The organism is Proteiniphilum sp. UBA1028 (assembly GCF_002316955.1).
Classification (GTDB): domain Bacteria; phylum Bacteroidota; class Bacteroidia; order Bacteroidales; family Dysgonomonadaceae; genus Proteiniphilum.
On record NZ_DCEN01000038.1, the window covers coordinates 86,075 to 110,927 of the forward strand.

Here is a 24,853-nt window from a genome sequence, read left to right on the forward strand (position 1 = left end):
TCATTCATGCACAAGAATCCGCCGATGTTTACCAGACAGTCTTTCTTCCCGCTCATAGTACAGCCATCGGCATAACTGAACATCTCCAGCACAATCTCTTTGATGGTCTTGTCTGCAAATCCCTCCTCCTGTTCCTTGATGAAATAGGCATTTTCAATGCAACGGGTGGCATCGTAGAAAATATTTATACCATATTTCCGGGTGATTGCTCTCACGGCACGCATGTTTTTCATGGATACAGGCTGTCCACCGGCCATGTTCACGGTAACAGCAAGACATACGTATGCAATATTATCCGCACCCTTTTCATCAATCAACATCTGCAGTTTTTGCAGATCGATATCTCCTTTGAACGGGATATTCAGCGTTGCATCGTGTGCTTCATCCCGGATGACATCGACGAAAATTCCTCCATTTCTTTCCTGATGATAACGTGTTGTGGTGAAATACATGTTCCCCGGGACAAATTGCCCGGGTTTGATGGCAATCTGTGAAAGTATGTTTTCCGCGCCCCGTCCCTGGTGGGTTGGAACCACATACCTGAAACCATAATACTCCCGTATGGTTTTTTCAAGATGCTGAAAGTTTCTGCTACCGGCATATGCTTCATCCCCCAGCATCATGGCTGCCCATTGTCGGTCGCTCATGGCATTGGTTCCGCTGTCGGTCAGCAGATCAATGTAGACATCTTCTGAGTTAATAAGGAAAGTGTTATAACCGGCTTCTTTAATCACTTTTACACGTTCTTCGCGAGTAATCATTTTTACAGTTTCAACCGCCTTGATGCGGAATGGTTCGGCAGGGTATTCTTTTAGATTCATGATGGAGGTATGATTATTTTATTGGTTGATTTATCAAAAATATATCAAAAAGACGAATAATCAAAGGGTATTAACCTGAAAAACGGCGTGTTGTTTGACAAATTGAATTCAAAATATTTCCATATGGCAAACGAAGGGAGCCTCAGATTTTGTTTTCATTTCGAATCTGCTGCTGCAGTTCATGATGAATATTATTTTCCGATGGCGGCTTGGAATGATACATACGACTCATTTTAGGGATTACTTTCGCATAAAAAGTAAAATAAACTGCAAAGAGAATGAGTTTTTAACAGAAAAAGATTTACATTTGCACAGGTTTTTTGCGGCAATAGCTCAGTTGGTAGAGCACTAGCTTCCCAAGCTGGGGGTCGCGAGTTCGAGTCTCGTTTGCCGCTCACTGATAATCAGGCGTTTATTGGTTTTTCCGATAGGCGCCTTTTCCGTGTCTCCCTCCTGCCTCAGCCGGTCGTGTTTTTTCGATAAAACGGTGATGAGAAATTGATCCGGCAACGGGTGTCGGCAGGATACCGCCCTGTGGGGAGTTGTTTTCTCCTGAAAAATCTATTTAGTAATCCAGTAAACTTTTTTAATGAAAATCATCATTCCCATCCAGTAGAAAAACCTTACATTTGTTTCATGCAAAAGGAACTGAACACCCAGAAGATTGAACTGATTCATCCTGAAGGCTCCGGGCAAAGATACCCCTATATCGGAGATATTCAGGCGGGATTCCCTTCGCCGGCAGAGGACTTCTTCCACGATTACATCAGCCTGGACGAGCTGTTGATCGACCATAAGGAGACAACCTTTTTTGCTCGGGTGGCCGGCAGTTCCATGAGCAACGATTTCAGTGATGGGGATCTGCTGATCATCGACAAAAGCCTGGAGTGGGAAGAAAACAAAATAGCCCTCTGTTTTATCAATGGGGAGTTTACCTTGAAACGGATTAAGTTGAAAGAGAAGAAATGCTTCCTGGTCCCCTCGAACCAGGATTTTCCCCTCATCGAGGTCAATTACGAACAGGGGATAATCATCTGGGGTATTGTTAAATATTCTATTCGCAAACATTGATGTACGCGCTGGTCGACTGCAATGACTTTTATGCTTCCTGCGAGCGGGTATTTAACCCCTCGCTGAATGGCAAGCCTGTCGTGGTTCTCTCGAACAACGACGGTTGCGTTATTGCCCGCTCCAGCGAAGCCAAAAGCCTCGGGATTCCCATGGGAACACCGGCCTTTGAATCTGAATCGGTGTTCCGACGGAATGATGTGAAGGTGTTTTCGGCGAACTTCCCGCTCTATGGCGATATGAGCCGCAGGGTGATGAGCCTGTTGGCCAATTTCACCCCCGAGCAGGAGATCTACTCCATCGATGAGTGTTTTCTGAACCTGGAAGGAATCAACGTGGATTTGCAACAGTATGGCCTGCAGATGAAGTCGCAGGTAGAGAAGGGAACGGGTATTCCCATCAGCATTGGCATTGCGCCGACCAAGGCACTTGCGAAGGTGGCCAACCGCATCGCAAAGAAATTTCCAAGGGAGGCCGGTGGGAGTTACGTGATCGATACCGAAGAGAAAAGGATCAAAGCACTCAGATGGTTGAAGGTGGAGGATATCTGGGGTGTGGGAAGAAGGAACGCAAAAAAGCTCTATGCGATTGGTGCAACCAAAGCCCTGGATTTTGTGCAACTACCGGAGTCCTGGGTGCTGAAAAGCATGACGATTACCGGATTGCATCTGCAAAAGGATTTAAAAGGCATCCCGACCCTTGAGATGGTTCCGGTTGAAAAGAAAATGAGCATCGCTACTACACGCACTTTCGAGACAGATCTTCGCTCCTTTGATGAGGTCAGGGAACGCATCACCACCTTTACCGCCATGAGTGCCGAAAAGTTGAGGGAGCAGCGATCGCTCTGCAAAAGGATGGTCGTTTTCCTCGAAACAAACCGCTTCAAGGAAACAGAAACCCAATATTACCCCTCAATACAGATAAAGCTGCCTTTCCCGACCAACTCCACGCTGGAGCTGGTGAAGTTTGCCAACATTGGTTTGAAACAGATCCACAGGAAGAACGTCTACTTCAAGCGGGGTGGAGTAATATTAACCGATTTTGTCTATACCAATGAATATCAGCCTTCTCTCTTTTTTAATTCCAATCCCAGACACAAAAAACTGATGGAGGCCATCGACGGGTTAAACCGGAAATACCACAAAGAGGTGATTCGCCTGGCCACCCAGGACATGCGCAAGCACAAGATGCGGCAGGAGCACCTCTCCAAACATTTCACCACCGACATCAACGAAATATTAACCGTCGTATTATGAGACGTAATGAATAGTTTTGCAGCCATTGATTTTGAAACCGCCAACGAGCAACGTACCAGTGTTTGCAGTGTGGGTGTGGTAATTGTCCGGGATGGAGAGATTGTAGACAACTTCTACAGTCTGATCCGTCCTGAGCCGGATTATTACTGCTATTGGAACATGAAGGTACATGGCATCACCTACGATGACACGGTAAATGCACCTATATTTCCGCTGGTATGGCGTCAGATTGAACCGTTGATAGAGGGCTTGCCACTTCTCGCTCACAACAAAGGGTTTGATGAAGGTTGTCTGAAGGCCTGTTTTCGGATGTACCAGATGGATTATCCCGACTATGTGTTTCACTGTACCCTGCAGAGGTCGAGAGCACAACTGAAAGGGCTGCCCGATTATAAGCTCGATACCGTATCTGCTCATTGCGGCTTCATACTGCAGAACCATCACCATGCCCTGGCAGATGCCGAAGCCTGTGCACGCATAGCACTACAGGTGTTTGCGTAGTACGGTAGCGAGTCTCCCTAATGGAATAAGATGAAACGGGAGGATCAACTCTTTTGCCTGTTCGATCTTTATGTCAAAATTGACTTTTTATATTGTCGTAATATGCAATATTTTTTGTTCTTTTGTAAGTAAAAAGCTTCAAAATAATAGTTGTGATGATCCACAATTTAGATGAATTGATGCAACACGCAAAAAGCAGGCCGAGGTGCATTGTTGCCGTGGCTGCTGCGGAAGACCGGCATGTGCTGGAAGCACTGCAGGCAGCAACCGGAGAGGGAATTGTTGATCCCCTGCTTGTCGGCAACAAATTGGAGATTGAAGAGATCGCACATGCCATAGGTTTCAGCCTGAAAGGGATTAAAATCGTGGATCACGCCGGCGATGGAGCTGCCTCCGCCCGAATTGCCGTTTCGATGGTGCGGGCCGGTGAGGCCGATATCCTGATGAAAGGAGGTGTCTCTACGGGCGATCTGCTGAAGGCGGTACTCGACAGGGAGAGTGGGTTGCGCAGGGAGGAGCAGCTGTTAAGTCATGTGGCATTTTTTCAATCGCCCTATTATCACAAATTATTTTGTGTGACCGATGTGGCGATGAATATTGCACCCAACCTGGAAGAGAAGGCACAAATCATAAACAACGCGGTAAGAGCATGTCAGCTCATGGGTATTGAAACACCCAAAGTGGCTGTCGCCGCTGCGGTGGAGAAGGTGAATCCAAAAATGGAGGCTACGGTACATGCAGCCCTGTTGAAAGAGATGAACCTTGATGGCCGGATAGGAGGGTGTGTGGTGGATGGCCCCTTCGCGATTGATATTGCCGTGAACAGAGAGGCTGCCCTCCATAAAGGCATCGGGAGTGAAGTGGCGGGAGATTGTGACATTATCCTGGTACCCGATATTGAGGCAGGGAATATCTTCTACAAAGCACTCAACTTTCTGGGAGGAGCCGTGTCGGCTGCCGCAGTGATGGGAGCATCTGTGCCGGTGGTGCTTACATCGCGTTCGGACGATGAGCGGAGTAAACTTTTCTCCATCGCCCTGGCAGCCTGCCTCAGATAATGTCCTGGTGGGTAGCCTTTCGTGAGCAGGAGCCCCGGCAGGGATATTCCGGAAAGAGAATCAATAAGTATCTTAATAATAAGAATATATGGGAACAAATACGCGCATCCTGGTTATTAACCCGGGGTCTACATCGACCAAAATCGCAATTTACCAGCAGGAGAAGGTCGTCTTTCTGAAAACCATCAAACATCCTCAGGAAGAGTTGCGGAAATTTAAACGGATCACCGATCAGTATGAATACAGGAAAGGGATCGTATACGAAGAGTTGAAAGGGGCGGATGTGCCGGTGGATAGCATCGATGCCGTGATAGGACGGGGGGGGATGGTGAAGCCCATCGCATCGGGTGTTTACCGGGTGAACGATGCGATGCGGAACGATCTGCTTGAGTGTAAAAGAGGGGAGCATGCCAGCAACCTGGGAGCGCTCATTGCAGCCGATATTGCAAAATTACTTCCTTCGGCCGAGGCCTTTATCGCCGATCCGGTGGTGGTGGATGAATTACAACCGCTGGCAAGGTATTCCGGGCATCCCTACTTCGAGAGAAGATCTGTTTTTCATGCGTTGAATCAGAAGGCGATTGCCCGCTCGCATGCCAAGTCCATCATGAAGAAATACGAGGAACTGAATCTTATCGTGGTGCACCTGGGGGGCGGCATCACCGTAGGTGCTCATCATAAGGGCAGGGTGATTGACGTAAACCAGGGATTGGATGGCGACGGCCCCTTTTCTCCGGAACGTTCCGGCTCATTACCGGTGGGTCAGTTGTTGAAGGTAGCCTTCAGTGGCATATACAGCTACGATAAGATGTCCGAAATGATTGTCGGGAAAGGCGGGATGATGGCCTACCTGGGTACCAACGATGCCTATATTGCCGAGCGGGAAGCGAGAAATGGCGACAAAAAATGCATGGAAGTGCTGGAGGCGATGGCCTACCAGGTAGCGAAAGAGATCGGAGCCATGTCGACGGTGCTGAAGGGGGAAGTTGATGCGATCCTGATTACCGGCGGAATAGCCAACAGCAAATGGTTCTGCAACCTGATCAGTGAGCGGGTCTATCGGATCGCACCGGTTCACCTCTATCCGGGGCAGGACGAAATGGGAGCACTGGCAGAGAATGCACTGCTTGCCCTCAACGGTGAGATCGAGATAAAGGAGTACAAATAGATGCAACTTTTTAATCCCTGGCACGACCTCGCTCTTGCGAATTTTGCAGTCAACTATACCCCGCCGGCCTCTGCTGTGAAAATGGCGGAGGACCTGGCTGTGCTGCCAGTATGGTATGGCGGAGGTGATTCGGTGATTGCGGAGGGAGAGGCAAACCGGGCGTTTGTCGATGCCACGAGAAAGATGCTCCCCATTTCCCATGAGCTGATTTCCTTCGGGGAGATTGCTCTGCATCGCGGAGAGGAAATTATTCCCTGGGGATGGAATCCTGCATTGCGAAAAAAAATACTGACGCTGGGCGCTGTTGATCAGCAAATCCCCGCCATGGATGATTTAAAGAGGCTGCGCGAGTACGCGAACCGGCAAAATGCCGTGCAGCTGCTGCGTGAACTCAAAGCCGGAGAGGCACGGTTTTGTGGAGAATCCCACCTTTTTATCCGCCTGGAGGACCTTCTGTATTTTTTGCAAACGACGCCCGGCGACAAAGTGTTGAAGATGCCTCTCTCCGGCAGTGGCAAGGGGCTGATCTGGATAATGGAAAATATTACCGGCAAACAGACGGACTGGTGCCGCAGAGTGCTCCGGGAGCAGGGAGCTGTAGTTGCGGAACCTGTATTGCGCAAGGTACAGGATTTTGCCATGGAGTTTTATCTGCAAGAGGGAGGCGTGCGTTTTGCCGGCTATTCCCTGTTTCATGCTGCTGCCTCGGGTGCCTATACGGGGAACGAACTGCTTTCCGACAGACGGATTGAAGAAAAGCTTTCTGCATATATCTCTATAAGTCTGCTGCACCAGCTGCGAGAGATTCTTTTAGAGAGACTGGCTGGATATGTTCCGTTGTATACGGGGTATGCCGGCATCGATATGATGGTTTGCGAAACGGCAGAGGGGTACCGGATTCAGCCTTGTGTGGAAATCAATATGCGAATGAACATGGGCATGGTGGCGCGCATATTCCATGATCGGTACATGGAACCCGGTGCGGAGGGAAAGTTTGTGGTGGATTATTTTAATAAACCGGAAAATACCTTGTTGTTTCATCAGAAAATGCAACGGGAGCTTCCACTCCGGGTGGCGGACGGAAAAATCCTTTCCGGCTACCTGTCGTTGACTCCCGTTGTGGCAGATACACGATATACTGCCTACATTGTTGTGCGTTGATCCATTATCCGCGAGGCGATGCTACCTGGGGGCAGATAGTTTTTCCACCAGTTCGGTTGTCGCTGTTTCAGAATAGACACCATACGCATTCACCAACAATCCTTTCATATTATTCTGGGGAGAGGAGATGGCATATAGGATGCTTTCGTTGTCCAGGTCGGACATCTCCTGGAAGCGATAAGTCTCGTCGATCTGAAATTCATCGGGGTGTAAACGTATCAAATTGTCCGCACATACGATGCAGTCGCTCTCAACGTTAAAATTAGTCGTATAACCTCTTTTTGTCAGATCGTTAATAGCCTCTGACAACGTGGAATATGTTCTCATTGTTCCTGCTTTTAATCGTAATCTTTCTACTAATAAACACCCGATTAGAGGCTTGGTTCATAACGAAAGCAGGAAACTTGGCAATACCGGACTTTGTCTTATTTCTTCATCTGCCTAGCAAAATACGTATAAAATAGCGGAATGGTCCTGATCCCGTTGTAGAACTGCTCCAGCGGGAAGTTTTCGTTGGGTGAGTGGATCGCGTCGGATCCAAGCCCGAAGCCCATCAGCACCGACTTGATGCCGAGGATCTCCTCGAAGGTGGCAATGATGGGGATGCTGCCACCAGACCGTACCGGAACCGGTTCTTTCCCGTAAACATCGCTGTATGCCTTCTGTGCCGCCCTGTACGCCGGCAGGTCGATGGGGCAGACGTAAGAGGGGCCGCCGTGCAGGTACTCCACCTTCACCTTTACCGATTTGGGGGCGATCGACTCGAAGTATTTCACAAAAAGTTTTGCGATCTTGTTGTGGTCCTGGTTGGGTACCAGACGGGTGCTGATTTTGGCGTAGGCCTTCGAGGGAAGCACTGTCTTGGCTCCATCGCCGGTATAGCCACCCCAGATGCCACATACATCGAACGTTGGCCGGATGCCGGTACGTTCGTTGGTGCTGTATCCTTTTTCGCCGTACACTTCCTTCACGTCGAGCGCTTTCTTATACTCCGTCAACGAAAAAGGAGCCTTTGCCATCATGTTACGCTCTTTTTGGGATACCTCCACCACATCATCGTAGAAGCCGGGAATCAGGATGCGCCCGTCGTTGTCCGTCGTCTGTGCGATCATCTTAGCCAGCACGTTGATCGGGTTGGCCACGGCACCACCAAAAATACCCGAGTGAAGGTCCACGTTGGGACCGGTCACCTCCACCTGCCAGTAGGCCAGCCCGCGCAGCCCCGTGGTGATGGAGGGCACGTCGGGAGCAATCATCGACGTGTCGGAGACCAGGATCACATCGGCCTCCAGCATCTTCTTGTGTCTCTTACAGAACTTGGGCAGGCTGGGCGACCCCACCTCTTCTTCTCCCTCGATGAGGAACTTAACGTTGCACTCCAGCGTACCCGACTGCACCAGGTACTCGAACGCCTTGGCATGCATGAAACTCTGTCCTTTGTCGTCGTCTGCACCCCGTGCCCAGATCTTGCCATCTTTCACCACCGGCTCAAAGGGGGCGGTTTTCCAGAGATCGATCGGGTCGACCGGCATCACGTCCATGTGGGCGTATACCAGCACGGTGGGGGCATTTTTGTCGATGATCTTTTTCCCGTAGGTTACCGGGTTCCCGTCGGTCTCCATCACTTCGGCCTTGTCGGCGCCGGCGGCCAGCAGGAGCTCTTTCCATTTCTCTGCAGCCTTGTACATGTCGGGCTTGTGCTCCGGCAGCGAGGAGATGGAGGGGATACGGATTAGCTCGAACAGCTCGTCGAGGAAACGTTTTTCGTGAGTTTTTACATACTTGTCAATTTCGTTCATGTCGGTTCAGTTTATGGTTTTTGTTTGGCTGCTACAAATATAAGAAATTTGCCGCTTTCCATCCCTCTATACCGAACCGATTGGCTGCTCTCTTTGCAGAAACAGACACATGGCGTTAAAGAACCAATTCAGGCTGTCCGGATTCACTGTACACCGGCGACGTTCATTTTTAGCGTGTAGACCGAGGTGCGTGCGGTAATGAAGAGGATGTCGCGGTCCTTTCCGCCAAAGCAGAGGTTGGAGGGACTCTCGGGGATTTCGATCTCGTGGATTAGCAACCCCTCGGGAGAGTAAACCCACACCTTTCCCATGGTCAGGTAGACGTTTCCCCGGTTGTCGATGGTCATCCCGTCTGATCCGTGTGGGGCAAAGTAGGTCTTGTTTGTCAGGGATCCGTCGGCCAGGATCTCATACCTCCATATTTTCCGGTCTTCGATATCGGCCACGTAGAGTGTTTTGCCATCGGGGGTGCCGATGATGCCGTTTGGTTGCCTGTAATCGTCAATCACCCGGGTGACCAGCCCGTCTGCAGTGAGGCGGTAGACACCCCGTGCCGTCTGTATTTCGCTGTGTCCTTCTGTCCAGTAGTTGCGGTGGTAGTAGGCGTCGGTAAAATAGATGTCGCCGTTGGGGGCGATCCAGAGGTCGTTGGGACCGTTCAGGTGCTTTCCTTCGAAACCCTCCAGAAGCGTTTTCTTCTCTTTGTTGTTGTCAATGAGGATGATCCGGTTTTGTTTGTCGGCACAGGCGACCAGCTTGTCGCCGCGGTTGAAATACAAACCGTTGGCACGCTCCGTTCCCTCCAGCCAGAGGGTGATCCCCTCCAGCTCACTCCAGCGGTAGATCCGGTCGTTGGGCTGATCGGTGAAGTAAACACTGCCGTCCCGGGCAACCGCAGGGCCTTCGGTGAAGCTGTATCCGCTCCCGGTCTTCTGTAAAAAGGCATCCCCTGCGGCAAGGGAGCAATCCTGTCCTGTCAATGCTCCTGTGAACAGGATAAAAGCGATGGTAATATTTGTTCTCATGTTGTTTAAAAACAATGTAACGCATCCGCCATACAAAATGTTTGCTTTCCCTATTTCGGTTGATTCGGAAAAAACTGCTATATTTGGGAAAAAATAGATCCTATGAAGCTACAGTCGTTGCTTGCCATTGCCGTGATGACCTGCCTGTTGACGGCATGCACAAACAATCAAGAGAAAAGCCAGAATATGCAGACAGTACAGTTTATCTCCGGTGCGCAGACGGAAGAGGTGATTGCGCAACTCAGAGACTCGCTTGGCGAGGCCTCCGCCTTCCGTATTGGACGCGGTGTGCAGCAGGTGGCAGCCCTCTGGCGCGAACAGGATGGCAACGCCGAAGCGTTTGCACAGTTTTGCAAGAGCTCGTTCGTGGCCGACACGGCAGCACTCGCCACGCTGTTCAGTACGCTGGAGCGCAACTTCGAGGTGATGGGCGGGTACTTCCACAAGATGGATGTGGAGCTAAAGATGCCGCTACAACTGGAGGGACCCGAGATTACGCCGGTAGATATGATGTTCGGCAGTTATGATGCCTCGGCGCATCTCACCGACGACCTCTACGGCAACAAGATCGCCTTCCTCACCGCGCTCAATTTCCCCTTTTACTCCCTGGAAGAGAAAACAGAACGGGGAGCCGGCTGGAGTCGCAAGGAATGGGCCTATGCCCGGATGGGGGACCGCTTTATCTCCCGAGTACCGGCTGCCGTCCAGCAGGATATCTCAAAAACACTGACCGAGGCCGATGCCTATATCTCCGACTACAACATTTTCATGGGTAACCTGCGGAACGATGCAGGGGAACAACTCTTCCCCAAGGGGATGAAGCTGATCACCCACTGGGGTTTACGCGATGAGTTGAAGTCGAACTACGCCGATCCGGAGAGAGGATTGGAAAGACAGCGGATGATTTACCAGGTGATGCAGCGCATCATCGACCAGTCCATCCCGCGGGAGGTGATCAACAGTGGAACCTATACCTGGAACCCGGAGACCAATGAACTTTTTACCGGCGGGAACGTTGCGACGGGAACACCCGAAGAGACCCGTCGGTATGAAGTGTTTCTAAAGAATTTTCATGCCATGCGTCAGCTCGACGCTTACTCCCCCCATTACCCCACTCAGCTGGTTCGTGCGTTTGATGCCACCATGGAGGTGCCGCAGAAAGACGTGGAGTCGCTCTTCGTGGGGCTGCTCTCCTCACCTCAGGTGAAGGAGGTGGCTGCCTTTATCACTTCGCGACTGGAACGGGGGTTGGAGCCGTTTGATATCTGGTACAACGGGTTCAAGGGTGGAAAGGGGATTCCCGAGGAGCAACTGACCGCTCTCACCTCCCGGAAGTATCCCGATGCGGCGGCACTGGAAAAAGACTTGCCCAACATTCTGGTGAAGCTAGGCTGGAACCCTGATAAGGCAAAGGAGATCACCTCGCTCATCACCGTCGATCCCTCCCGCGGGGCCGGCCACGCCTGGGGTGCTGAGATGCGGAACGATCTCTCCCGTCTCCGTACACGCATCGGAGAAGGGGGGATGGACTACAAGGGGTATAACATTGCCGTACACGAGTTCGGCCACAACGTGGAACAGACCATCACCATGAACGACGTGGACTACTACATGCTAAGCGGCGTGCCCAACACCTCCTTCACCGAGGCGGTGGCGTTTCTCTTCCAGAAGAGGGACCTGGAACTGTTGGGCCTGAAAGACAGCGATTCCAGTGAAGCACATTGGCTCGCTCTCAGCAGCTTCTGGTCCGCTTACGAGATCATGGGTGTCTCGCTGGTTGATATCCGGGTTTGGGAGTGGCTCTATGCTCATCCCGATGCTACGGCTGCAGAGTTGAAGGAGGCGGTGATTGCCATCGCCAGAGAGGTGTGGAACAGCTATTATGCCGGCGTGCTGGGAGGGAAGGATGAGACGTTGCTCGGCATCTACTCCCATATGATCGATTACCCGCTCTACCTGTCCAACTACCCGATGGGTCACCTGATCGACTTCCAGATTGAGCAACAGGTGAAGGGGAAAAATCTGGCGGAGGAGATCGACCGGATGTACACTCGTGGAAGCATCATTCCCCAGCTCTGGATGCAGCATGCCGTGGGGTCGCCCATCTCCATCGACCCGCTGTTGTCTGCCACTGAGGAGGCTTTGGCGGCGTTGAAACAATAAATGGTTGCGGGATTGCATTTTTTTCGCAGAAAAAGTGTAATTTTGTAGTCTGAACAGGAAAGATGCCGGAGTGGTCGATCGGGGCGGTCTCGAAAACCGTTGTACTCTCACGGGTACCAAGGGTTCGAATCCCTTTCTTTCCGCTTACGTGGCAATGGCTGCAATCTCAATAAGTTATTCAACAAGTTTATCCTTTATCTTCTGTTCGTTTTTCAAATCAGACTTCATTTCTTTCAGGCCTGTTACGGAGTTGTTTTAATTTTTTTAAATAATTCATAGTAGATTCAGTCAAGGGTAATTATAAATATGCTAGACAGGATTTTTACATTACTCAACCATAAATATTATGAAAGTATTGAAAATTGTAGGCTTATTGGCTTTGGGGATAATGAACTTTTCTTCCTGCGATCTTTTTTTGGGGCATGATGAGCCAGAATTTGTTATCTATAATTTAGGCTTGAGTTTTCAGGATGCTTCCGGGAATGATTTGGTAAAAGGGATTGGATTGGAGGAGTGGTCTTTTGGTATGTCAATGGAGGATGCGCTGTGGGGGGCTGTAAAACCCGATTTATATCTATTGGATGTTATTCTTTCGGAACCTTGTAAGAATTGGGATAACGATATTTACAATGCTCCGGCTCGCCCCGGCTTTATACCCGATGTGAACCGTCCCAAATTAGGAATGGAGAGATCCGATCGAGGAGATTGTTATTTGACGAATAGTTTTAGGCTACCTTTAAGCGATTGTCCGGAAGAGAAAGTACTCACGTATAAGTTGAAATGTCTTTATCTGTTTGGTGATGAGGAGGTGCATGAATTTGTCACCTACTGGAATATTCCAAAGAGTAATCGTGAACGTTCTTTTGAACGTTATGCTAAATGTTATCGGATAGAGTTTGAAGGCAATAAAATAACCCCCCGGTCTCCCACGGATGAACGTAGAAATTATGAGGCTGTTATAATGCTAACATCCGTACAAGAGTAACAATTAACATGAGGCTGCCCGGTCCTTGAAACTTTTGGTGTTACTGTTTCTTCTCTACAGACACCAGACTGGTAAAGAGATCGTAGGCGGCCTGGAGGTAGTTTTGTCGCGCCTGTTGTGCTTTCAGCTGCTCGCTGAGTAGTTCCTGTTGTAGAATATACCCCTTTTCGTATTGCATCTGTGCTGCCTGCAGGTTCTGCTCGCTCATTGCCATATTTTCCCTGCTGAGGCGGTAGCTCTCTCTCTGCACTGCCAGTTGTGATGCCTCCTGCAACCGTTCTTTCTCCTGCCGGTTGCGTATCTCCAGTAGGGTTGCCTCTTCCAGCCGTTGCTGCAGCCGGAGGCGCGAAACTTCTTTGGCTGTGCTGAGGGTCTGGCTGATGGGCATCTTCAGGGAGAGGCCTACGTAGCTGTTTCCCCGCCAGTATCGGTCGTTGAAGAGTTGCAACTCGTTGTTGTAGTAGTTGGTGCCCAGGTAGCCGTTGAGGGTGAGCGTGGGGGCGTACTTCCATTCTGCGGAACGGGTACGGAGGGCTGCCATCGACACCATTCCGTGCTGCTTCATCACTTCGAGTTCTTTCGTGGAAGTTGTGGGTGATGCGCTTTGCTCCATCTTGCCGAGCAGGGTGGGGATGTCTTCCTCGAGCTGCAGCGCCCCTACTGTTTCCGGGGTGACCTTTGCACCTGCCAGAAACAGCAGGTTCGCTCCGACATCGGCTGCAATCTTTTTCGCCCGAAGGCAGTTTGCTGTCGATTCGTTGTAGGCCTTTTGTATTTCGTTCTTCTTCACAAGGGAGAGCTGCTCCTTTGTGGAGAGGTCGCCTGCGTTCCGCAATAGCAGGGCATAATAGGCCGTATCCTGCATGCAGGTGCGGTGCTGTTCCCCGGCGATCACACACTCGGCATAAGCGAGGGCGATCTGTTCCCGCAGCTTCTTTTCGGAGAGCATCTCTTCATACTGCTGTATTTTCAGTTGCTGTTTCTGTTCACCCACGCGGTTCACCTTCTCCGGACTGAAGAGATCGTAGCTGAGGTTGATGCCTGCCGAGGCATTCCACGTGGTATTAAACCGCAGGTACATCAGCTCACCTTCCGATGCGTTGGGGTCGAAGAGGTGGGCCGGCACTGGGGTGGAGGGGATGATCAGGTTGCGCCGCAGATCGCCCGAGGCGTAGATGTCGGGCAGGTGCTGCAGGCGGGCTTCATCCAGCCGTATCTTCGCTTCGTCCACCTTCATCTTTTGGCTGATTTTTTCCGGCGCATGTTCCAGCGCATAGGCGATAATCTCTTCCAGCGTCAGCCGCTTTGGGTGGAGTTCCTGTGCCGGCAGAAGCAACGTGAATGAGAGTAGCAGTAACAGGGTTATCGATTTCTTCATAAGCTTTTTTTTTATCGGAATACGGATGATGGTTCCACCTTCCTCAGTTTGTTGATGGAGAAGTAGGAACTGCCCACCGAGATGAGCAACGTCATCAGGAAGAGGAAGGTGAGTAGGGGCGGCGTAAGGCTGATGATTAGTCCTGCCCTGGCCATCCCGATTTTGGAGGTGACAAGCAACAGGAGCGATACCAGGAAGCCGGTTATCGCGTAAATAAGCGACTGGGCGATCACCAGGCGGGTGATGTAGTGTCCCGATGCGCCGATTGCCTTGAGTGTGCCGTAATCCTTAATCCGGTCGTAGGTGGCGGAGTACATGGTGAGGCCGATGATGAAGAAGCCGCTGATGATGCCGAAGATGACCAGCGTGGCGAAGCTCATTCCCATGTTGTTGGCGGTCATCACGTTGACGATGGTGCCAATGCGCAGCTTCTCTGCCGGCCATGCCTTCAGGTCGGGCGCTGCCCGATTGATGCGTTCGACCACCGGCCCGATCATTTCCGGATCGCGCACGGTGACGATGATCCCGCTCACCATCGTCTCCGACATTCCCGAGAAGTACCGGGCCTTGTCGAGGGTGGTGTAGAGCAGCGGAACGTTGAAACCTTTGGCATGGCGGGTGGTGAGCCCCACCGTGGCTGCCTTGCCGTTGATCTCGAAGCGGGTACCCCGTTGTACATCATAACGCAGCGCCTTGTTGTCGTAAAAGTCGGTCGACACGATCTCCGGCGCTGCCAGGTCGTTCAAAGAGCCTGCCTTCACCAGTCCGGCATAAGGACCTGCCGCCAGGGTGGGGAAGGCAGAGCCGACGATCATGGCGGGGGCATCCTTGCCGTTGGAGAACTTAACCGTGACGGGAGTAATCACGAAGCCATGGGTGTCGTCTACCCCTTCAATGCTGCGCAGCTGGTTGATCCACCGCACATCGAAGGGAGAGAGCTGATTGACATTCTCGGTCTGTCGGTTCACCACAAACACCTGTGCATACTCCGGATTGGCATTGCCCACCAGTCCCCCGATCAGGTTGGCCAGGTAGAAGAACATGCCCAGTTCGATGCCGATCAGGTAGATGCTGATGATGATGGCCGTGAGGATACCCATGCTCTTGGATTTCTCGAAACGGACAAATTTATAGGCGGTAGGAAACATGGATGATCAATTTAAGTCTACCCTACACTCCACTTTCGACTCAATGAAGAGCGTGCCCGGCACCTCGTCGAGCGATACCTCTATCTCTCGTATGCGGCGGTCCTCCAAATCGCTGCCGCTGTCGGAGAAGAGCGACTTTCGCTTCAGGTCGGGCGACAGGCGTACAATATGGCCGGTGGCAGCCATCAAACTGTCTCCCGGGAGGTGGATGGTGCAGCGCTGGCCCACCGCAAGCCTGTCGGCAAACAGTTCGTCAATCTCCACCATCACCTCCAGCGGCCGGTCAGGTGCAATGCGGCCGTAGGGTTGGTACATTGTCACCGCCTCTCCGGCATGAGGAGTGAGGGTCAGCAGCGTACCCCCGACCGGGGCGCGGAACGATCGCAGCGACAGGTCGTTCTCCCGGGCAGCGCGTGCCGTCTGCATCTCCCGGAGGCGGGACTGCTGCAGGCGATAGTCGTTCTCCGTCTTTTTCAGTCGCTCCGTACCCTGGTCAGCATCGTTCTGCAGGCGGCGCACCTCCTCACCGGTGACGGCACCCGCCTTCAGCAACTCCCGGGCGTCGTTCAGGCGCCGCTGCTGATCTTCCAGAGCGATACGCTCCTGCTCCAGTGCCAGTCGTGCCGATTCCACCTGCAGCTGTTGCGTGGCAATGCCGGCATCGCTCTCCTGCACTGAAAGGATCTCGTTGCGCTTCTCCAGCACCAGGATCACGTCGCCTGCCTCCACCTTGTCGCCCGTGTTAAAGTAGCGCTCCTCCACAATGCCGGAGGCAGGAGCGGCCAGCTCCACCACGCCTCCCTGGGGGATTATCTTGCCGATTCCCACAACGTGGGCGATACTGAGGGGCTCTGTGACAGGAGCTGTATTCTCTTTCCCGTTGCCACAAGCCGCCAGAAGCAGGATGGCCGATAGCCAGCCTATTTGTTGTTTCGTCTGTTTGAGTTTCATTGTATAATATCTGGTTTCCATTTTAATGGCTCAATGTCGGTGTCTGCAAGCTAAAACCCCTCTTCGATGGCACTGTCGCTGATCATCCCCTCCGAGACATAGATGGTGCGGTCGGCATATTTTCTCAGCCGCACATCGTGGGTCACCACAATCACCGCCCTACTTTCGCGGGAGAGCTGACTCAGCATATCCATCACCATTCTGGCGCTATTGTGGTCGAGCGAGGCGGTGGGTTCATCACAGAGGATCAGCTGCGGGTTGGTGATTAGCGAGCGCGCTATGGCAATGCGCTGCTGTTGGCCGCCGCTCAGGTTGCGTGGCAGGTTGTGGATCCTCTCCTCCATGCCGAAGGTGCTGATCAGCTCTATCGCTTGTCTGCGGGCCTCGCGGCGGTTCACCCCCTGCAGCAGTAGCGGGTGCATCACGTTCTCCAGCGCGTTGAGAGGTGCCAACAGGTTGAATCCCTGGAAAACAAAGCCGATCTGCCGCAGGCGCAGTTGCGCCAACTCCCGTTCCGGGAGGTTGTTCACGCACGTATCACCCACCCACACCTTCCCCATGGTGGGATAGATTACGCACCCCAGCAGTGAGAGTAGGGTGGTCTTGCCCGAGCCGGAGGGTCCGACAATCAGGGTGATCTCACCTTTTCTGAATGCGGTGGTGGTGGGTTGCAGTGCGACGATAGTCGATTCGCCCGTCTTGTATTCCTTGCCGGCTGCCTCGAGCCGTGCTGCAATTTCCTTCATATCCTTGGTATTATTGCAAAATAACGGCTTTTTATGCTCATTTGCAAATAATAACTATTCCATTTTCCGGATCCGGACATCGATGCCGCTCTCTTTAAGCTGCTCCACGACCGGTTTCACGTCGGTGTCGCCGTAATGGTAGGGATAGAGTACACCGGGGGTGAACATCTTCGCGGCATGCACCGCCTGCTCCACGGTCATGGTGTAGGGTTGGTTCACGGGGAGGAAGGCGACGTCGATTTCCTTCAGCTCACCCATTTCAGGAATATCCTCAGTATCGCCGGCAATGTAAATGCGCAGCCCATCGAGAGAGAGGATGTAACCGTTGTCGCGGTGACGGGGGTGAAACTGCTCCCGTCCCGGGGTAGTGTTGTAAGCAGGGACGGCATCGAGGCTGATAGCATCGGAGAGCCGCAGCCGCTCCCCGTTGCGGATCCCTTCGCCTTTGCCCAGGATCTTACGGGAGGAGGGGTTGAGGACCAACCGCGTATTTTCCTTGGCCAACACCTCAATCGCTTTGGCGTCGAGGTGGTCACCATGTTCGTGGGTCACCAGGATGAAATCGGCTTTCGGCAAGGTGCTGTAGTCGGCAAACAGGGTCACCGGATCCACATGGATATGTTGTTTCTCGTAGGTGATCATCAGCGATCCATGCTTGATAAAAGTGATCGTCACCTCCTTGCCACTGTCGGTGAGAAAGATGTCTTTCTCAAAGTCACCTGCTGACAGCAGATGGGTGAAAAGTAACGTCATTGTTAGAATGAGAAATTTAGGCTTCATTGTGTTTTATTTTTAAAGTAATGAATGGCGTTTGTAGAAGTTATTTCACTTTCCTGGCCCGCAACATCTCCCGTTTTCCAGGGGGGCCAGGAAGGCGTTCCACGGTGAAACCTGCCGACTGGAGTATCCGGCGTACTGCCCCCTTGGCACAATAGGTGGTGAGAATGGCGTTGTCGCTACACAAGGTGTATAGTTTTTTGAAGATCGCCTCCTGCCACATCTCCGGCTGTTTTTCGGGTGCAAAGGCGTCAAAGTAGATCAGGTCGTACCGACATGGGGACTGAAACTGTTCCGGTTGACTGAAGTCGGCTTCTTCCTTCAACAGGGTGAAGGAGGGTGTGATCACTGCCGGTGTTTCCCAGGGCGATTGATGAAGCTGGCGGAATAGAACTGTGAGCCGTTCCTGATCCTGTTCCACCGGGCATGCGGCCCTCTTTTCAATCTGCTGTGGATAATTGAGCTGCATGGCATCAGCCATGGCAAGCGGGTAGCGTTCCAGGGAGTGGTAGAAGACTTTCTTCTGCATTTTTTCTGCTTCCCGCAGGGTTAACATGGCATTCAGTCCTGTGCCAAAGCCTACCTCCAGTATCTGGATGTACTCTCTGTGGCTGTGACGCAGTCCGGCATCGATGAAGACATGCATCGACTCCTGTATGGCGCCGTGGGTGGAGTGGTAATGTTCCTCCAGCTCCGGTACATAGAGCGTGTGTGATCCGTCTTGGGTTATCTTCATGACGGTGTGCGGGGAATGTTTGTCTGTGGGCACCATGAGGGATAGATTGTATGAAGTTGTAAAGTATAATGAGTAAGACTAAGTCATACAGGCACGAGGCAGATCAAAATTGATTCGCCTGAAATCCTTTTATTCGGATTCCGTGGGACTGGTCGTCAACAAAAATAGATAAACTTTGTTTATGATTTTTGGCAAAGGCCGAAAATAGTTACATTTGTCTGTCAAATTTATCAAATGAAAAAATATCTTTTTTATATATTGTTTTTCCACCTTCTTCTCTCCTGTCATTCCGCGACAAAGAAGGAAAGTACAAGTCGGAAAGGAATACTGACTGTCACCATTGAGCCACAACGTTTTTTTCTCGAACAGATTGTGGGGGATGCGTTTGTCATCAATACGCTTGTGCCCCCGGGAACCAGTCCCGAAACATACGAACCCGCACCGTCGGTAATGGTGGAGATGGGCAATAGCCTGCTCTATTTTATGGTGGGCGACCTGGGATTTGAAAAGGCGTGGAGCGAGCGGTTGGCAGCCAACAATCCTGATGTGATCATCGTGGACTGCTCCGCGGGCATTGTCCGGCTGGAAAGTGATGAGCAGGAAGGGCATGGTCATGGTCATGCACATGGCGATGTAGATCCGCATGTCTGGTCTTCACCTCGGGCAATGGAGATTTTTAGCCGCAATATGCTTGAGGCTGTGGTACAGGCAGACCCGGAAAATGAGAAGGTATATCGTTCCAATTATGAAAAGTTGAATGATATGATCATTGCCACCGACAGTCTGATTCGGGAAAAACTAACCCGTGCATCGTCCCGCTCGTTTGTCATTTATCACCCTGCACTTGCTTATTTTGCAAACGATTATAACCTGCATCAGCATAGTGTTGAATTTGAAGGGAAAAATCCCTCACCGGCACAGATAAAAGAATTGGTGGATCTTGCCCGTGTAGAGAACATACATACCGTATTTATTCAAAAAGGATTCGATAAAAAAAATACGGAAGTGATTGCCCGGGAAATTGGTGCGGAAGTGTTTGAGATTGATCCGCTGAGTTACGAGTGGGAGAGGGAGTTGGTACGCATAGCCGACATATTATCGCGTGAAGCCGATGAATAAGCTGATTGAAATTAACGACCTGACAGTCGGTTATGATCATAAACCGAACGTGTTGAAGAATGTTTCACTCAATATTTATGAGGATGATTTTTTGGGTATCATCGGTCCCAATGGAGGTGGAAAAACTACACTCCTGAAATCAATCCTTGGCCTGATCAAGCCACAATCGGGATCCATTACTTTCTTTAATAACGGGCAGAAAGCATCTTCACTCAATATCGGCTATCTCCCGCAGATTAACCAGATCGATAAGAAATTTCCGATCGCCGTATCGGAAGTAATCTTGTCGGGTTTGACAATGCGTAAACATCTCTTCAGGAGGTATTTGGCAGAGGATAGGCATAAGGTGAGAAGGGTGGCCCAGCGACTGGGGATTGAGCCCCTGCTGTCGCGCTCCATCGGTGAACTTTCCGGCGGCCAGCTGCAGCGGGTATTGCTGGGGAGGGCCATCATTGACAATCCGAAGCTGATCATTTTGGATGAGCCGAGCACCTATGTGGACAAGCTTTTCGAGACCAATTTTTACAAATTGCTGGGTGATGTCAATAAAGAAATTGCCATCATGCTGGTATCGCACGATGTGGGAACCATTATCTCCATGGTGAAAAATATTGCCTGTGTAAACCAGGGCCTTCACTATCATTCGGGGACCAACATATCGCAGGAATGGCTGGTCAGTGCATACGATTCATGTCCCATCGAAATACTGGGCCACGGAACACTGCCTCACCGGGTGCTGTTGAAGCACGATCATCAGGAGGAAAAGGTGCAATCCAATGATTAATAAGATACGTGGAGATGGGGGGCGATTCTGTCAGACAAATTCTTCTTATGTTGTTATAGAAATCTGTCTTCCTCACCAGGTTTAGGAATACGGCACACTTCCTTCTTCCCGAACCACCTGTAACGATTTTTGGCGATCAAAGCGTATGCTGTGTGTGTGACTCTGTGAGGAAGAAATCTCAATAAATAAATTAAGCGGAAACATCCTTTCAGGTATTTTGAAATGGCCATGACGGCATCCATGCCTTCCATCAATTTGTCTTCTTCGATGAAAATGAGGGCATTTAAATTCGTATCTAGCCTGCCTTGTTGCCTCAGTATTTCCCTTCCCTTCTCGCTCTGCAGAGGCGAAAAGCGAAAGACATGTTCTCTGTCGTGTTTCAGCATGAAATTTACAGTGGTGTTGCAGAAATTGCAAACGCCATCGAACAAAATGATTTTCATCGTTTTGTTTCTTTAGGAGCTATCCCGGAATAAAATCAGGAGCTACATGAATAATCCAGACAACAGGAGTCGGAATAAAGAGAGGGTGCAACGACGTTGGCCACACACCCTCTCTTTTTAGAATTTACTATTTATTGTTTGATCAGATACTCGGCTATCTGCACGGCATTGAGCGCAGCTCCCTTGCGGATCTGGTCTGAAACAGACCAGAAGCTGAGTCCGTTCTCGTTGGTCAGGTCCTTGCGGATGCGACCCACATATACCGGGTCTTTTCCCGTGAGATCGAGGGGCATGGGATATTCCTTGTTTGCCGGATTGTCGATCACTACAACGCCTTCGGCCTTGCTGAAGGCCTCGCGTGCCTCTTCCAGCGAGATGGGGCGTTCGGTCTCGATCCAGATGGCTTCGGAATGGGCGCGCATCACCGGAACCCGCACACAGGTGGCACTTACCTCTATGTCGGTGTGCATGATCTTGCGCGTTTCGTAATACATCTTCATCTCTTCTTTCGTATATCCGTTGTCGGTGAAGACATCTACCTGCGGGATCAGGTTGTAAGCCAGTTGATATGCAAACTTTGAAACGGTGGGTGTTTCGCCGTTAGCCAGTTGGCTGTGCTGATCTTCCAGCTCCTGCATAGCCGCAGCGCCGGCACCCGAAGCTGCCTGATAGGTGGCCACGTGCACTTTCCTGATGTGGGAGATATCTTCAATTGCCTTCAGTGCTACCACCAGTTGTGCTGTGGTGCAGTTGGGGTTGGCAATGATGCCGCGCGGTGTGTTGAGCGCATCTTCGGCATTTACTTCCGGCACTACGAGAGGTACATCGTCCTCCATGCGGAATGCACTGGAGTTGTCAATCATGATGGTACCATGCTTTGTGATTGTTCCGGCATATTCCAGCGACGTGCCGCCACCTGCGGAAACAAATGCAATGTCGATCCCCTTAAAGTCGTCGTTATGCTTCAACTCTTTTACGGTGATCTGTTTACCCTTGAAGGTATATGTGGTTCCGGCGCTTCTTGCAGAGCCGAATAAATGCAATTCATCCAGTGGGAAGTTTCTCTCTTCCAGTACGCGGAGTAATTCCTGACCTACGGCCCCGCTTGTACCAACAATAGCAATCTTCATATATTTATAATATTAATGATAACCAATCTTTGACTTACAAATACTGCTGAAAAGAAGGAAGTCTCACTTCTTTGTCTTTAGATGACGGACCTAAAGAATCACAAAGATATAAAAAAGAGAATAGATGTAGCAAAGTGAAACAGTTAAACTTGTGTGACAGCAATTTTTTTGGTAATCCTGCCTATTTTCAGGATATAAAATCCCTTCGACAGGGAAAGGGTATATTCGTTCGTACCTGCTTTCACGCGGCGACTGTACACTTTTACACCCATGATATTGTAGATCTCCAGTATCTCATCTTTCGGGAGATTTTCGATGATAAGCCTGTTCCCCGATAACTTTATTATCACTGTATCCTGCTCCTCTATAACAAGCCTGTTGGGATTCTCCTGAGAGGAGACCGGAAATCCGGTTCCACCAATCAAAAAGGCCATTAAAAGGATGGTACAGAAATGTTTCATAGCATGTGAATCACCTCACAAAGATAATATTTTTCCCTCAACGGCAAGCTCCGTGTCGGGAAAAACGGCGACAGCTTCCTTCAGGAGCGTACCAATTTCACTGTAACGCGAAGAGTAATGACCGATCACCAGTTTTTTTACGCCTGCCTCTCTTGCAATCTCGGCAGCCTGACGGGCTGTGGAGTGATAGGTTTCTTTCGCACGGGCAATTTCACTTTCGGCAAATGTGGCCTCGTGATAAAGAAGATCCACCTTTTCAATATACTGAACTATTTCGGGTGCATAGGCAGTATCGGAACAGTAGGCGTACCGGCGTGCAGGATTGCCGGGGTAGGTGAGATGCCTGTTAAGGATGAGGCTGCCATCGGGTGTGAGAAAATCGGCTCCCTTTTTAATATCTGGAATTTGCTTCACCGGGACATGATAAAAGTCGATCATTTCACGATTGATATGACGGGGGGTTTCTTTCTCTTCAAAAAGGAATCCGTTTGAAGGAATACGGTGTCTCAACGGAAAGGATGTCACTTTGATCGATCTGTTTTCAAGAAGCACTTCCTGTCTATCGGGATTTAGAGGAAAGATGTTTATGTTGAACGACATGTGGTTGCCAAGGTACGTGAGCAACGGATTCAGCAGAAAGTCGATCTCCTTGTGGGCGTAGATATTCAAATCGCCGGTCCTGCCCAGCATGCTGAGTGTGGATAGCAAACCCGGCAGGCCGAAGGTATGGTCTCCGTGCAGATGCGAAATAAACAGGCTGTGCAGTTTGCTCATGCGAGTCTTGAATTTTCGCATCTGCAATTGCGTGCCTTCTCCGCAATCAATCATGAACAGTTTCTCGTTCATGTCGACCAGTTGCGAAGGAGGGTTGTGCAGCGTGGTGGGCATGGCCGATCCGCAGCCGAGTATGGTTACCTGAAACTTTGTCATATCAGCGAATGCCAATCAGTTTGTGCGTCTGAATACTCAGTGACCACGCGGGATTTTCTTTCACCAGGGAAATGCAGTATTCCACGTTTTCCGGAATTATCCTGCTATCGTCGAAGATGGGGCTGAGAAAATAACGTGCCGACCTGGGGAGGATGGAAGTATCGGGCAGCGGGTCTCCCTTTTCGATGGGAAAGCGCAGTTCGTCTACTTCGGGGATGATCTCTCTGACTTTTTCGAAGTTTTGTTTGGGGCTGCAGGCGATGTAGTCAATGCCTGCTGGAACTTTCCGCGTTCCGTTGGTCTCGATTGCCTGCAGGTAGCCCTCTTTTTTGAAGATGGCTACAATGGCATCGGTAAGCTGCAGCGTGGGTTCGCCACCGGTCCAGATAACCCATTTACAGCTATATTGCTTTATTTCCCCGAGAACCTCGTCGACGGTCATTTTCACACCCCGTTCAAAGTCGGTATCGCAGAAGCTGCAAGTCAGGTTACACTTGGCCAGCCTGATGAAGATGGAGGCTTGTCCGGAGCGGCCTCCTTCTCCCTGGAGCGAGTAGAATATCTCATTCACGTTCAGGTTCATAGGTCGCAGATGTTTTGGGCGTTTCGCTGACCTCTATGGCATACAACTCAGGGAGTTGCTGCTTGAAGTGGTCGTAGAGCATTTTGGCCAGATTCTCGGCCGAGGAATTGAGTGGGGCAAGGATGTCGTTTAGGTTGCGATGGTCGAGGACTGTATCGATATACTCTTTCACGATATTCAGTTCATTATAGTCGCGTACAAATCCTTGCAGGTTTAGTTCTTTGGCCCTCAGGTGTACGGTAACCACATAATTATGTCCATGAAAGCGGCTACAGGGATGGTCGGCAGGTAACCCGAAAAGGGAGTGTGCTGCCGAAAAGGAAAATTCTTTGCTTATTTTGTACATCGTATTGTTTTTTTGATGGACTGCTGTGTTGGCTGTTCTGACAGTCCAATATTTTTCTGAAATGCTTTTAAATAGCTTCGCGACTGCCTTGTCCATCGCAAAAAGCGAGTAGACTTTCCGGAGGCGTTGCTTTTGAATAGGATTCTTATTTGTTTATGTCTTGATCCAAAACCAGGCTCGTCCTGAGCGGGTAGTGGTCTGAAAATTTTAACCTGTCGACCTTCGACCCGAACGCTTTCATATTTTTGCTGTGAAGGATATAATCGATCCGAAACAAAAACAGATCTTCGTGGTAGGTGATGCCCGGGCCGAAGGA

General features: G+C 50.7%; 26 protein-coding genes and 2 tRNA genes. 12 read left to right on the forward strand and 16 right to left on the reverse strand.

The genetic code is table 11. The annotated features are described in order from the left end of the window. The coding region (locus tag B3Z75_RS06350; RefSeq protein ID WP_294068775.1) for a tryptophanase at positions 1-821 on the reverse strand (821 nt) is incomplete at its 3' end. Positions 822-1,143: 322 nt separating this feature from the next. Between B3Z75_RS06350 and B3Z75_RS06355 the strand changes: the two genes are divergently transcribed. The 7 genes from B3Z75_RS06355 to B3Z75_RS06385 all read left to right on the forward strand — a co-directional run bounded on the left by B3Z75_RS06355 (position 1,144) and on the right by B3Z75_RS06385 (position 7,033). Continuing rightward, positions 1,144-1,216 (forward strand) — tRNA-Gly (locus B3Z75_RS06355). 241 nt (positions 1,217-1,457) lie between these two features. After that, a complete protein-coding gene (locus B3Z75_RS06360) occupies positions 1,458-1,892 on the forward strand; it encodes a LexA family protein (RefSeq protein WP_294068776.1) in 435 nt (144 codons plus the stop codon). After that, positions 1,892-3,145: a Y-family DNA polymerase gene (locus B3Z75_RS06365; RefSeq protein WP_294068777.1), complete on the forward strand. Its 1,254-nt coding sequence runs from the start codon at positions 1,892-1,894 to the stop codon at positions 3,143-3,145. Before B3Z75_RS06360 ends, B3Z75_RS06365 begins: the two co-directional genes overlap by 1 nt. Positions 3,146-3,151: 6 nt before the next feature. Further along, entirely contained in the window at positions 3,152-3,646 is a 495-nt protein-coding gene (locus B3Z75_RS06370) for a 3'-5' exonuclease (RefSeq protein ID WP_294068778.1), read from the forward strand. A 155-nt stretch (positions 3,647-3,801) separates the two neighbouring features. After that, entirely contained in the window at positions 3,802-4,704 is a 903-nt protein-coding gene (locus tag B3Z75_RS06375; protein WP_294068779.1) for a bifunctional enoyl-CoA hydratase/phosphate acetyltransferase, read from the forward strand. Positions 4,705-4,792: 88 nt separating this feature from the next. Continuing rightward, positions 4,793-5,872, forward strand: coding sequence for a butyrate kinase (buk, locus tag B3Z75_RS06380; protein WP_294068780.1), 1,080 nt, complete (start codon positions 4,793-4,795; stop codon positions 5,870-5,872). Continuing rightward, positions 5,873-7,033: a hypothetical protein gene (locus B3Z75_RS06385; protein ID WP_294068781.1), complete on the forward strand. Its 1,161-nt coding sequence runs from the start codon at positions 5,873-5,875 to the stop codon at positions 7,031-7,033. 21 nt (positions 7,034-7,054) lie between these two features. Here the strand turns inward: B3Z75_RS06385 and B3Z75_RS06390 are convergent, their stop codons facing one another. The 3 genes from B3Z75_RS06390 to B3Z75_RS06400 all read right to left on the reverse strand — a co-directional run bounded on the left by B3Z75_RS06390 (position 7,055) and on the right by B3Z75_RS06400 (position 9,857). Then, positions 7,055-7,360, reverse strand: a complete 306-nt coding sequence (locus tag B3Z75_RS06390; protein WP_294068782.1) for a phosphoribosylpyrophosphate synthetase — start codon at positions 7,358-7,360, stop codon at positions 7,055-7,057. A 98-nt stretch (positions 7,361-7,458) separates the two neighbouring features. After that, the gene (locus B3Z75_RS06395) at positions 7,459-8,832 is read right to left on the reverse strand and encodes a dipeptidase (RefSeq protein WP_294068783.1); all 1,374 of its coding nucleotides are present in this window, start codon (positions 8,830-8,832) and stop codon (positions 7,459-7,461) included. Between the two features lie 143 nt (positions 8,833-8,975). After that, positions 8,976-9,857, reverse strand: a complete 882-nt coding sequence (locus B3Z75_RS06400) for an SMP-30/gluconolactonase/LRE family protein (protein WP_294068784.1) — start codon at positions 9,855-9,857, stop codon at positions 8,976-8,978. 102 nt (positions 9,858-9,959) lie between these two features. Between B3Z75_RS06400 and B3Z75_RS06405 the strand changes: the two genes are divergently transcribed. The 3 genes from B3Z75_RS06405 to B3Z75_RS06415 all read left to right on the forward strand — a co-directional run bounded on the left by B3Z75_RS06405 (position 9,960) and on the right by B3Z75_RS06415 (position 13,005). Then, positions 9,960-12,020, forward strand: coding sequence for a hypothetical protein (locus tag B3Z75_RS06405; RefSeq protein WP_294068785.1), 2,061 nt, complete (start codon positions 9,960-9,962; stop codon positions 12,018-12,020). Between the two features lie 56 nt (positions 12,021-12,076). Next, a tRNA-Ser gene (locus B3Z75_RS06410) sits at positions 12,077-12,163 on the forward strand. A 203-nt stretch (positions 12,164-12,366) separates the two neighbouring features. Then, complete coding sequence (locus tag B3Z75_RS06415) at positions 12,367-13,005, forward strand: hypothetical protein (RefSeq protein WP_294068786.1); 639 nt, start codon at positions 12,367-12,369, stop codon at positions 13,003-13,005. Positions 13,006-13,045: 40 nt separating this feature from the next. Here B3Z75_RS06415 and B3Z75_RS06420 read toward each other — a convergent pair whose 3' ends face one another. The 6 genes from B3Z75_RS06420 to mnmD are packed head-to-tail and all read right to left on the reverse strand — an operon-like array spanning position 13,046 to position 18,741. Further along, complete coding sequence (locus tag B3Z75_RS06420; RefSeq protein ID WP_294068787.1) at positions 13,046-14,383, reverse strand: TolC family protein; 1,338 nt, start codon at positions 14,381-14,383, stop codon at positions 13,046-13,048. An 11-nt stretch (positions 14,384-14,394) separates the two neighbouring features. Next, positions 14,395-15,531 (reverse strand): ABC transporter permease, encoded by a 1,137-nt coding sequence (locus B3Z75_RS06425; RefSeq protein WP_294068788.1) that lies wholly within the window; start codon positions 15,529-15,531, stop codon positions 14,395-14,397. A gap of 6 nt (positions 15,532-15,537) precedes the next feature. Further along, a complete protein-coding gene (locus tag B3Z75_RS06430) occupies positions 15,538-16,482 on the reverse strand; it encodes an HlyD family secretion protein (RefSeq protein WP_294068789.1) in 945 nt (314 codons plus the stop codon). A gap of 50 nt (positions 16,483-16,532) precedes the next feature. Beyond that, entirely contained in the window at positions 16,533-17,228 is a 696-nt protein-coding gene (locus B3Z75_RS06435; RefSeq protein ID WP_294068791.1) for an ABC transporter ATP-binding protein, read from the reverse strand. Between the two features lie 54 nt (positions 17,229-17,282). Continuing rightward, positions 17,283-18,008, reverse strand: a complete 726-nt coding sequence (locus B3Z75_RS06440; RefSeq protein ID WP_294068793.1) for an MBL fold metallo-hydrolase — start codon at positions 18,006-18,008, stop codon at positions 17,283-17,285. Between the two features lie 40 nt (positions 18,009-18,048). Beyond that, entirely contained in the window at positions 18,049-18,741 is a 693-nt protein-coding gene (gene mnmD, locus B3Z75_RS06445; protein WP_294068795.1) for a tRNA (5-methylaminomethyl-2-thiouridine)(34)-methyltransferase MnmD, read from the reverse strand. Positions 18,742-18,975: 234 nt separating this feature from the next. Between mnmD and B3Z75_RS06450 the strand changes: the two genes are divergently transcribed. Continuing rightward, a complete protein-coding gene (locus B3Z75_RS06450) occupies positions 18,976-19,860 on the forward strand; it encodes a metal ABC transporter solute-binding protein, Zn/Mn family (RefSeq protein ID WP_294068797.1) in 885 nt (294 codons plus the stop codon). Next, positions 19,853-20,644 (forward strand): metal ABC transporter ATP-binding protein, encoded by a 792-nt coding sequence (locus tag B3Z75_RS06455; protein ID WP_294068799.1) that lies wholly within the window; start codon positions 19,853-19,855, stop codon positions 20,642-20,644. Before B3Z75_RS06450 ends, B3Z75_RS06455 begins: the two co-directional genes overlap by 8 nt. Before the next feature lie 53 nt (positions 20,645-20,697). Here B3Z75_RS06455 and B3Z75_RS06460 read toward each other — a convergent pair whose 3' ends face one another. From B3Z75_RS06460 to B3Z75_RS06485, 6 genes are all read right to left on the reverse strand, one after another. Beyond that, positions 20,698-21,087 carry a thiol-disulfide oxidoreductase DCC family protein gene (locus B3Z75_RS06460; protein ID WP_294068801.1) on the reverse strand — a complete coding sequence of 130 codons (390 nt, stop codon included), beginning with the start codon at positions 21,085-21,087 and terminating at the stop codon, positions 20,698-20,700. Positions 21,088-21,218: 131 nt separating this feature from the next. After that, entirely contained in the window at positions 21,219-22,217 is a 999-nt protein-coding gene (locus B3Z75_RS06465) for an aspartate-semialdehyde dehydrogenase (RefSeq protein ID WP_294068804.1), read from the reverse strand. Positions 22,218-22,360: 143 nt separating this feature from the next. Next, on the reverse strand, positions 22,361-22,678 hold the full coding sequence (locus B3Z75_RS06470; protein ID WP_294068806.1) for a T9SS type A sorting domain-containing protein: 318 nt from the start codon (positions 22,676-22,678) through the stop codon (positions 22,361-22,363). Between the two features lie 15 nt (positions 22,679-22,693). Continuing rightward, positions 22,694-23,608, reverse strand: a complete 915-nt coding sequence (locus B3Z75_RS06475; protein ID WP_294068808.1) for a ribonuclease Z — start codon at positions 23,606-23,608, stop codon at positions 22,694-22,696. Between the two features lies 1 nt (position 23,609). Then, the gene (locus B3Z75_RS06480; protein WP_294068810.1) at positions 23,610-24,191 is read right to left on the reverse strand and encodes a 7-carboxy-7-deazaguanine synthase QueE; all 582 of its coding nucleotides are present in this window, start codon (positions 24,189-24,191) and stop codon (positions 23,610-23,612) included. Then, entirely contained in the window at positions 24,172-24,537 is a 366-nt protein-coding gene (locus tag B3Z75_RS06485) for a 6-pyruvoyl trahydropterin synthase family protein (protein ID WP_294068812.1), read from the reverse strand. The genes B3Z75_RS06480 and B3Z75_RS06485 overlap by 20 nt, the downstream gene beginning before the upstream one ends. Between the last annotated feature and the right edge of the window lie 316 nt (positions 24,538-24,853).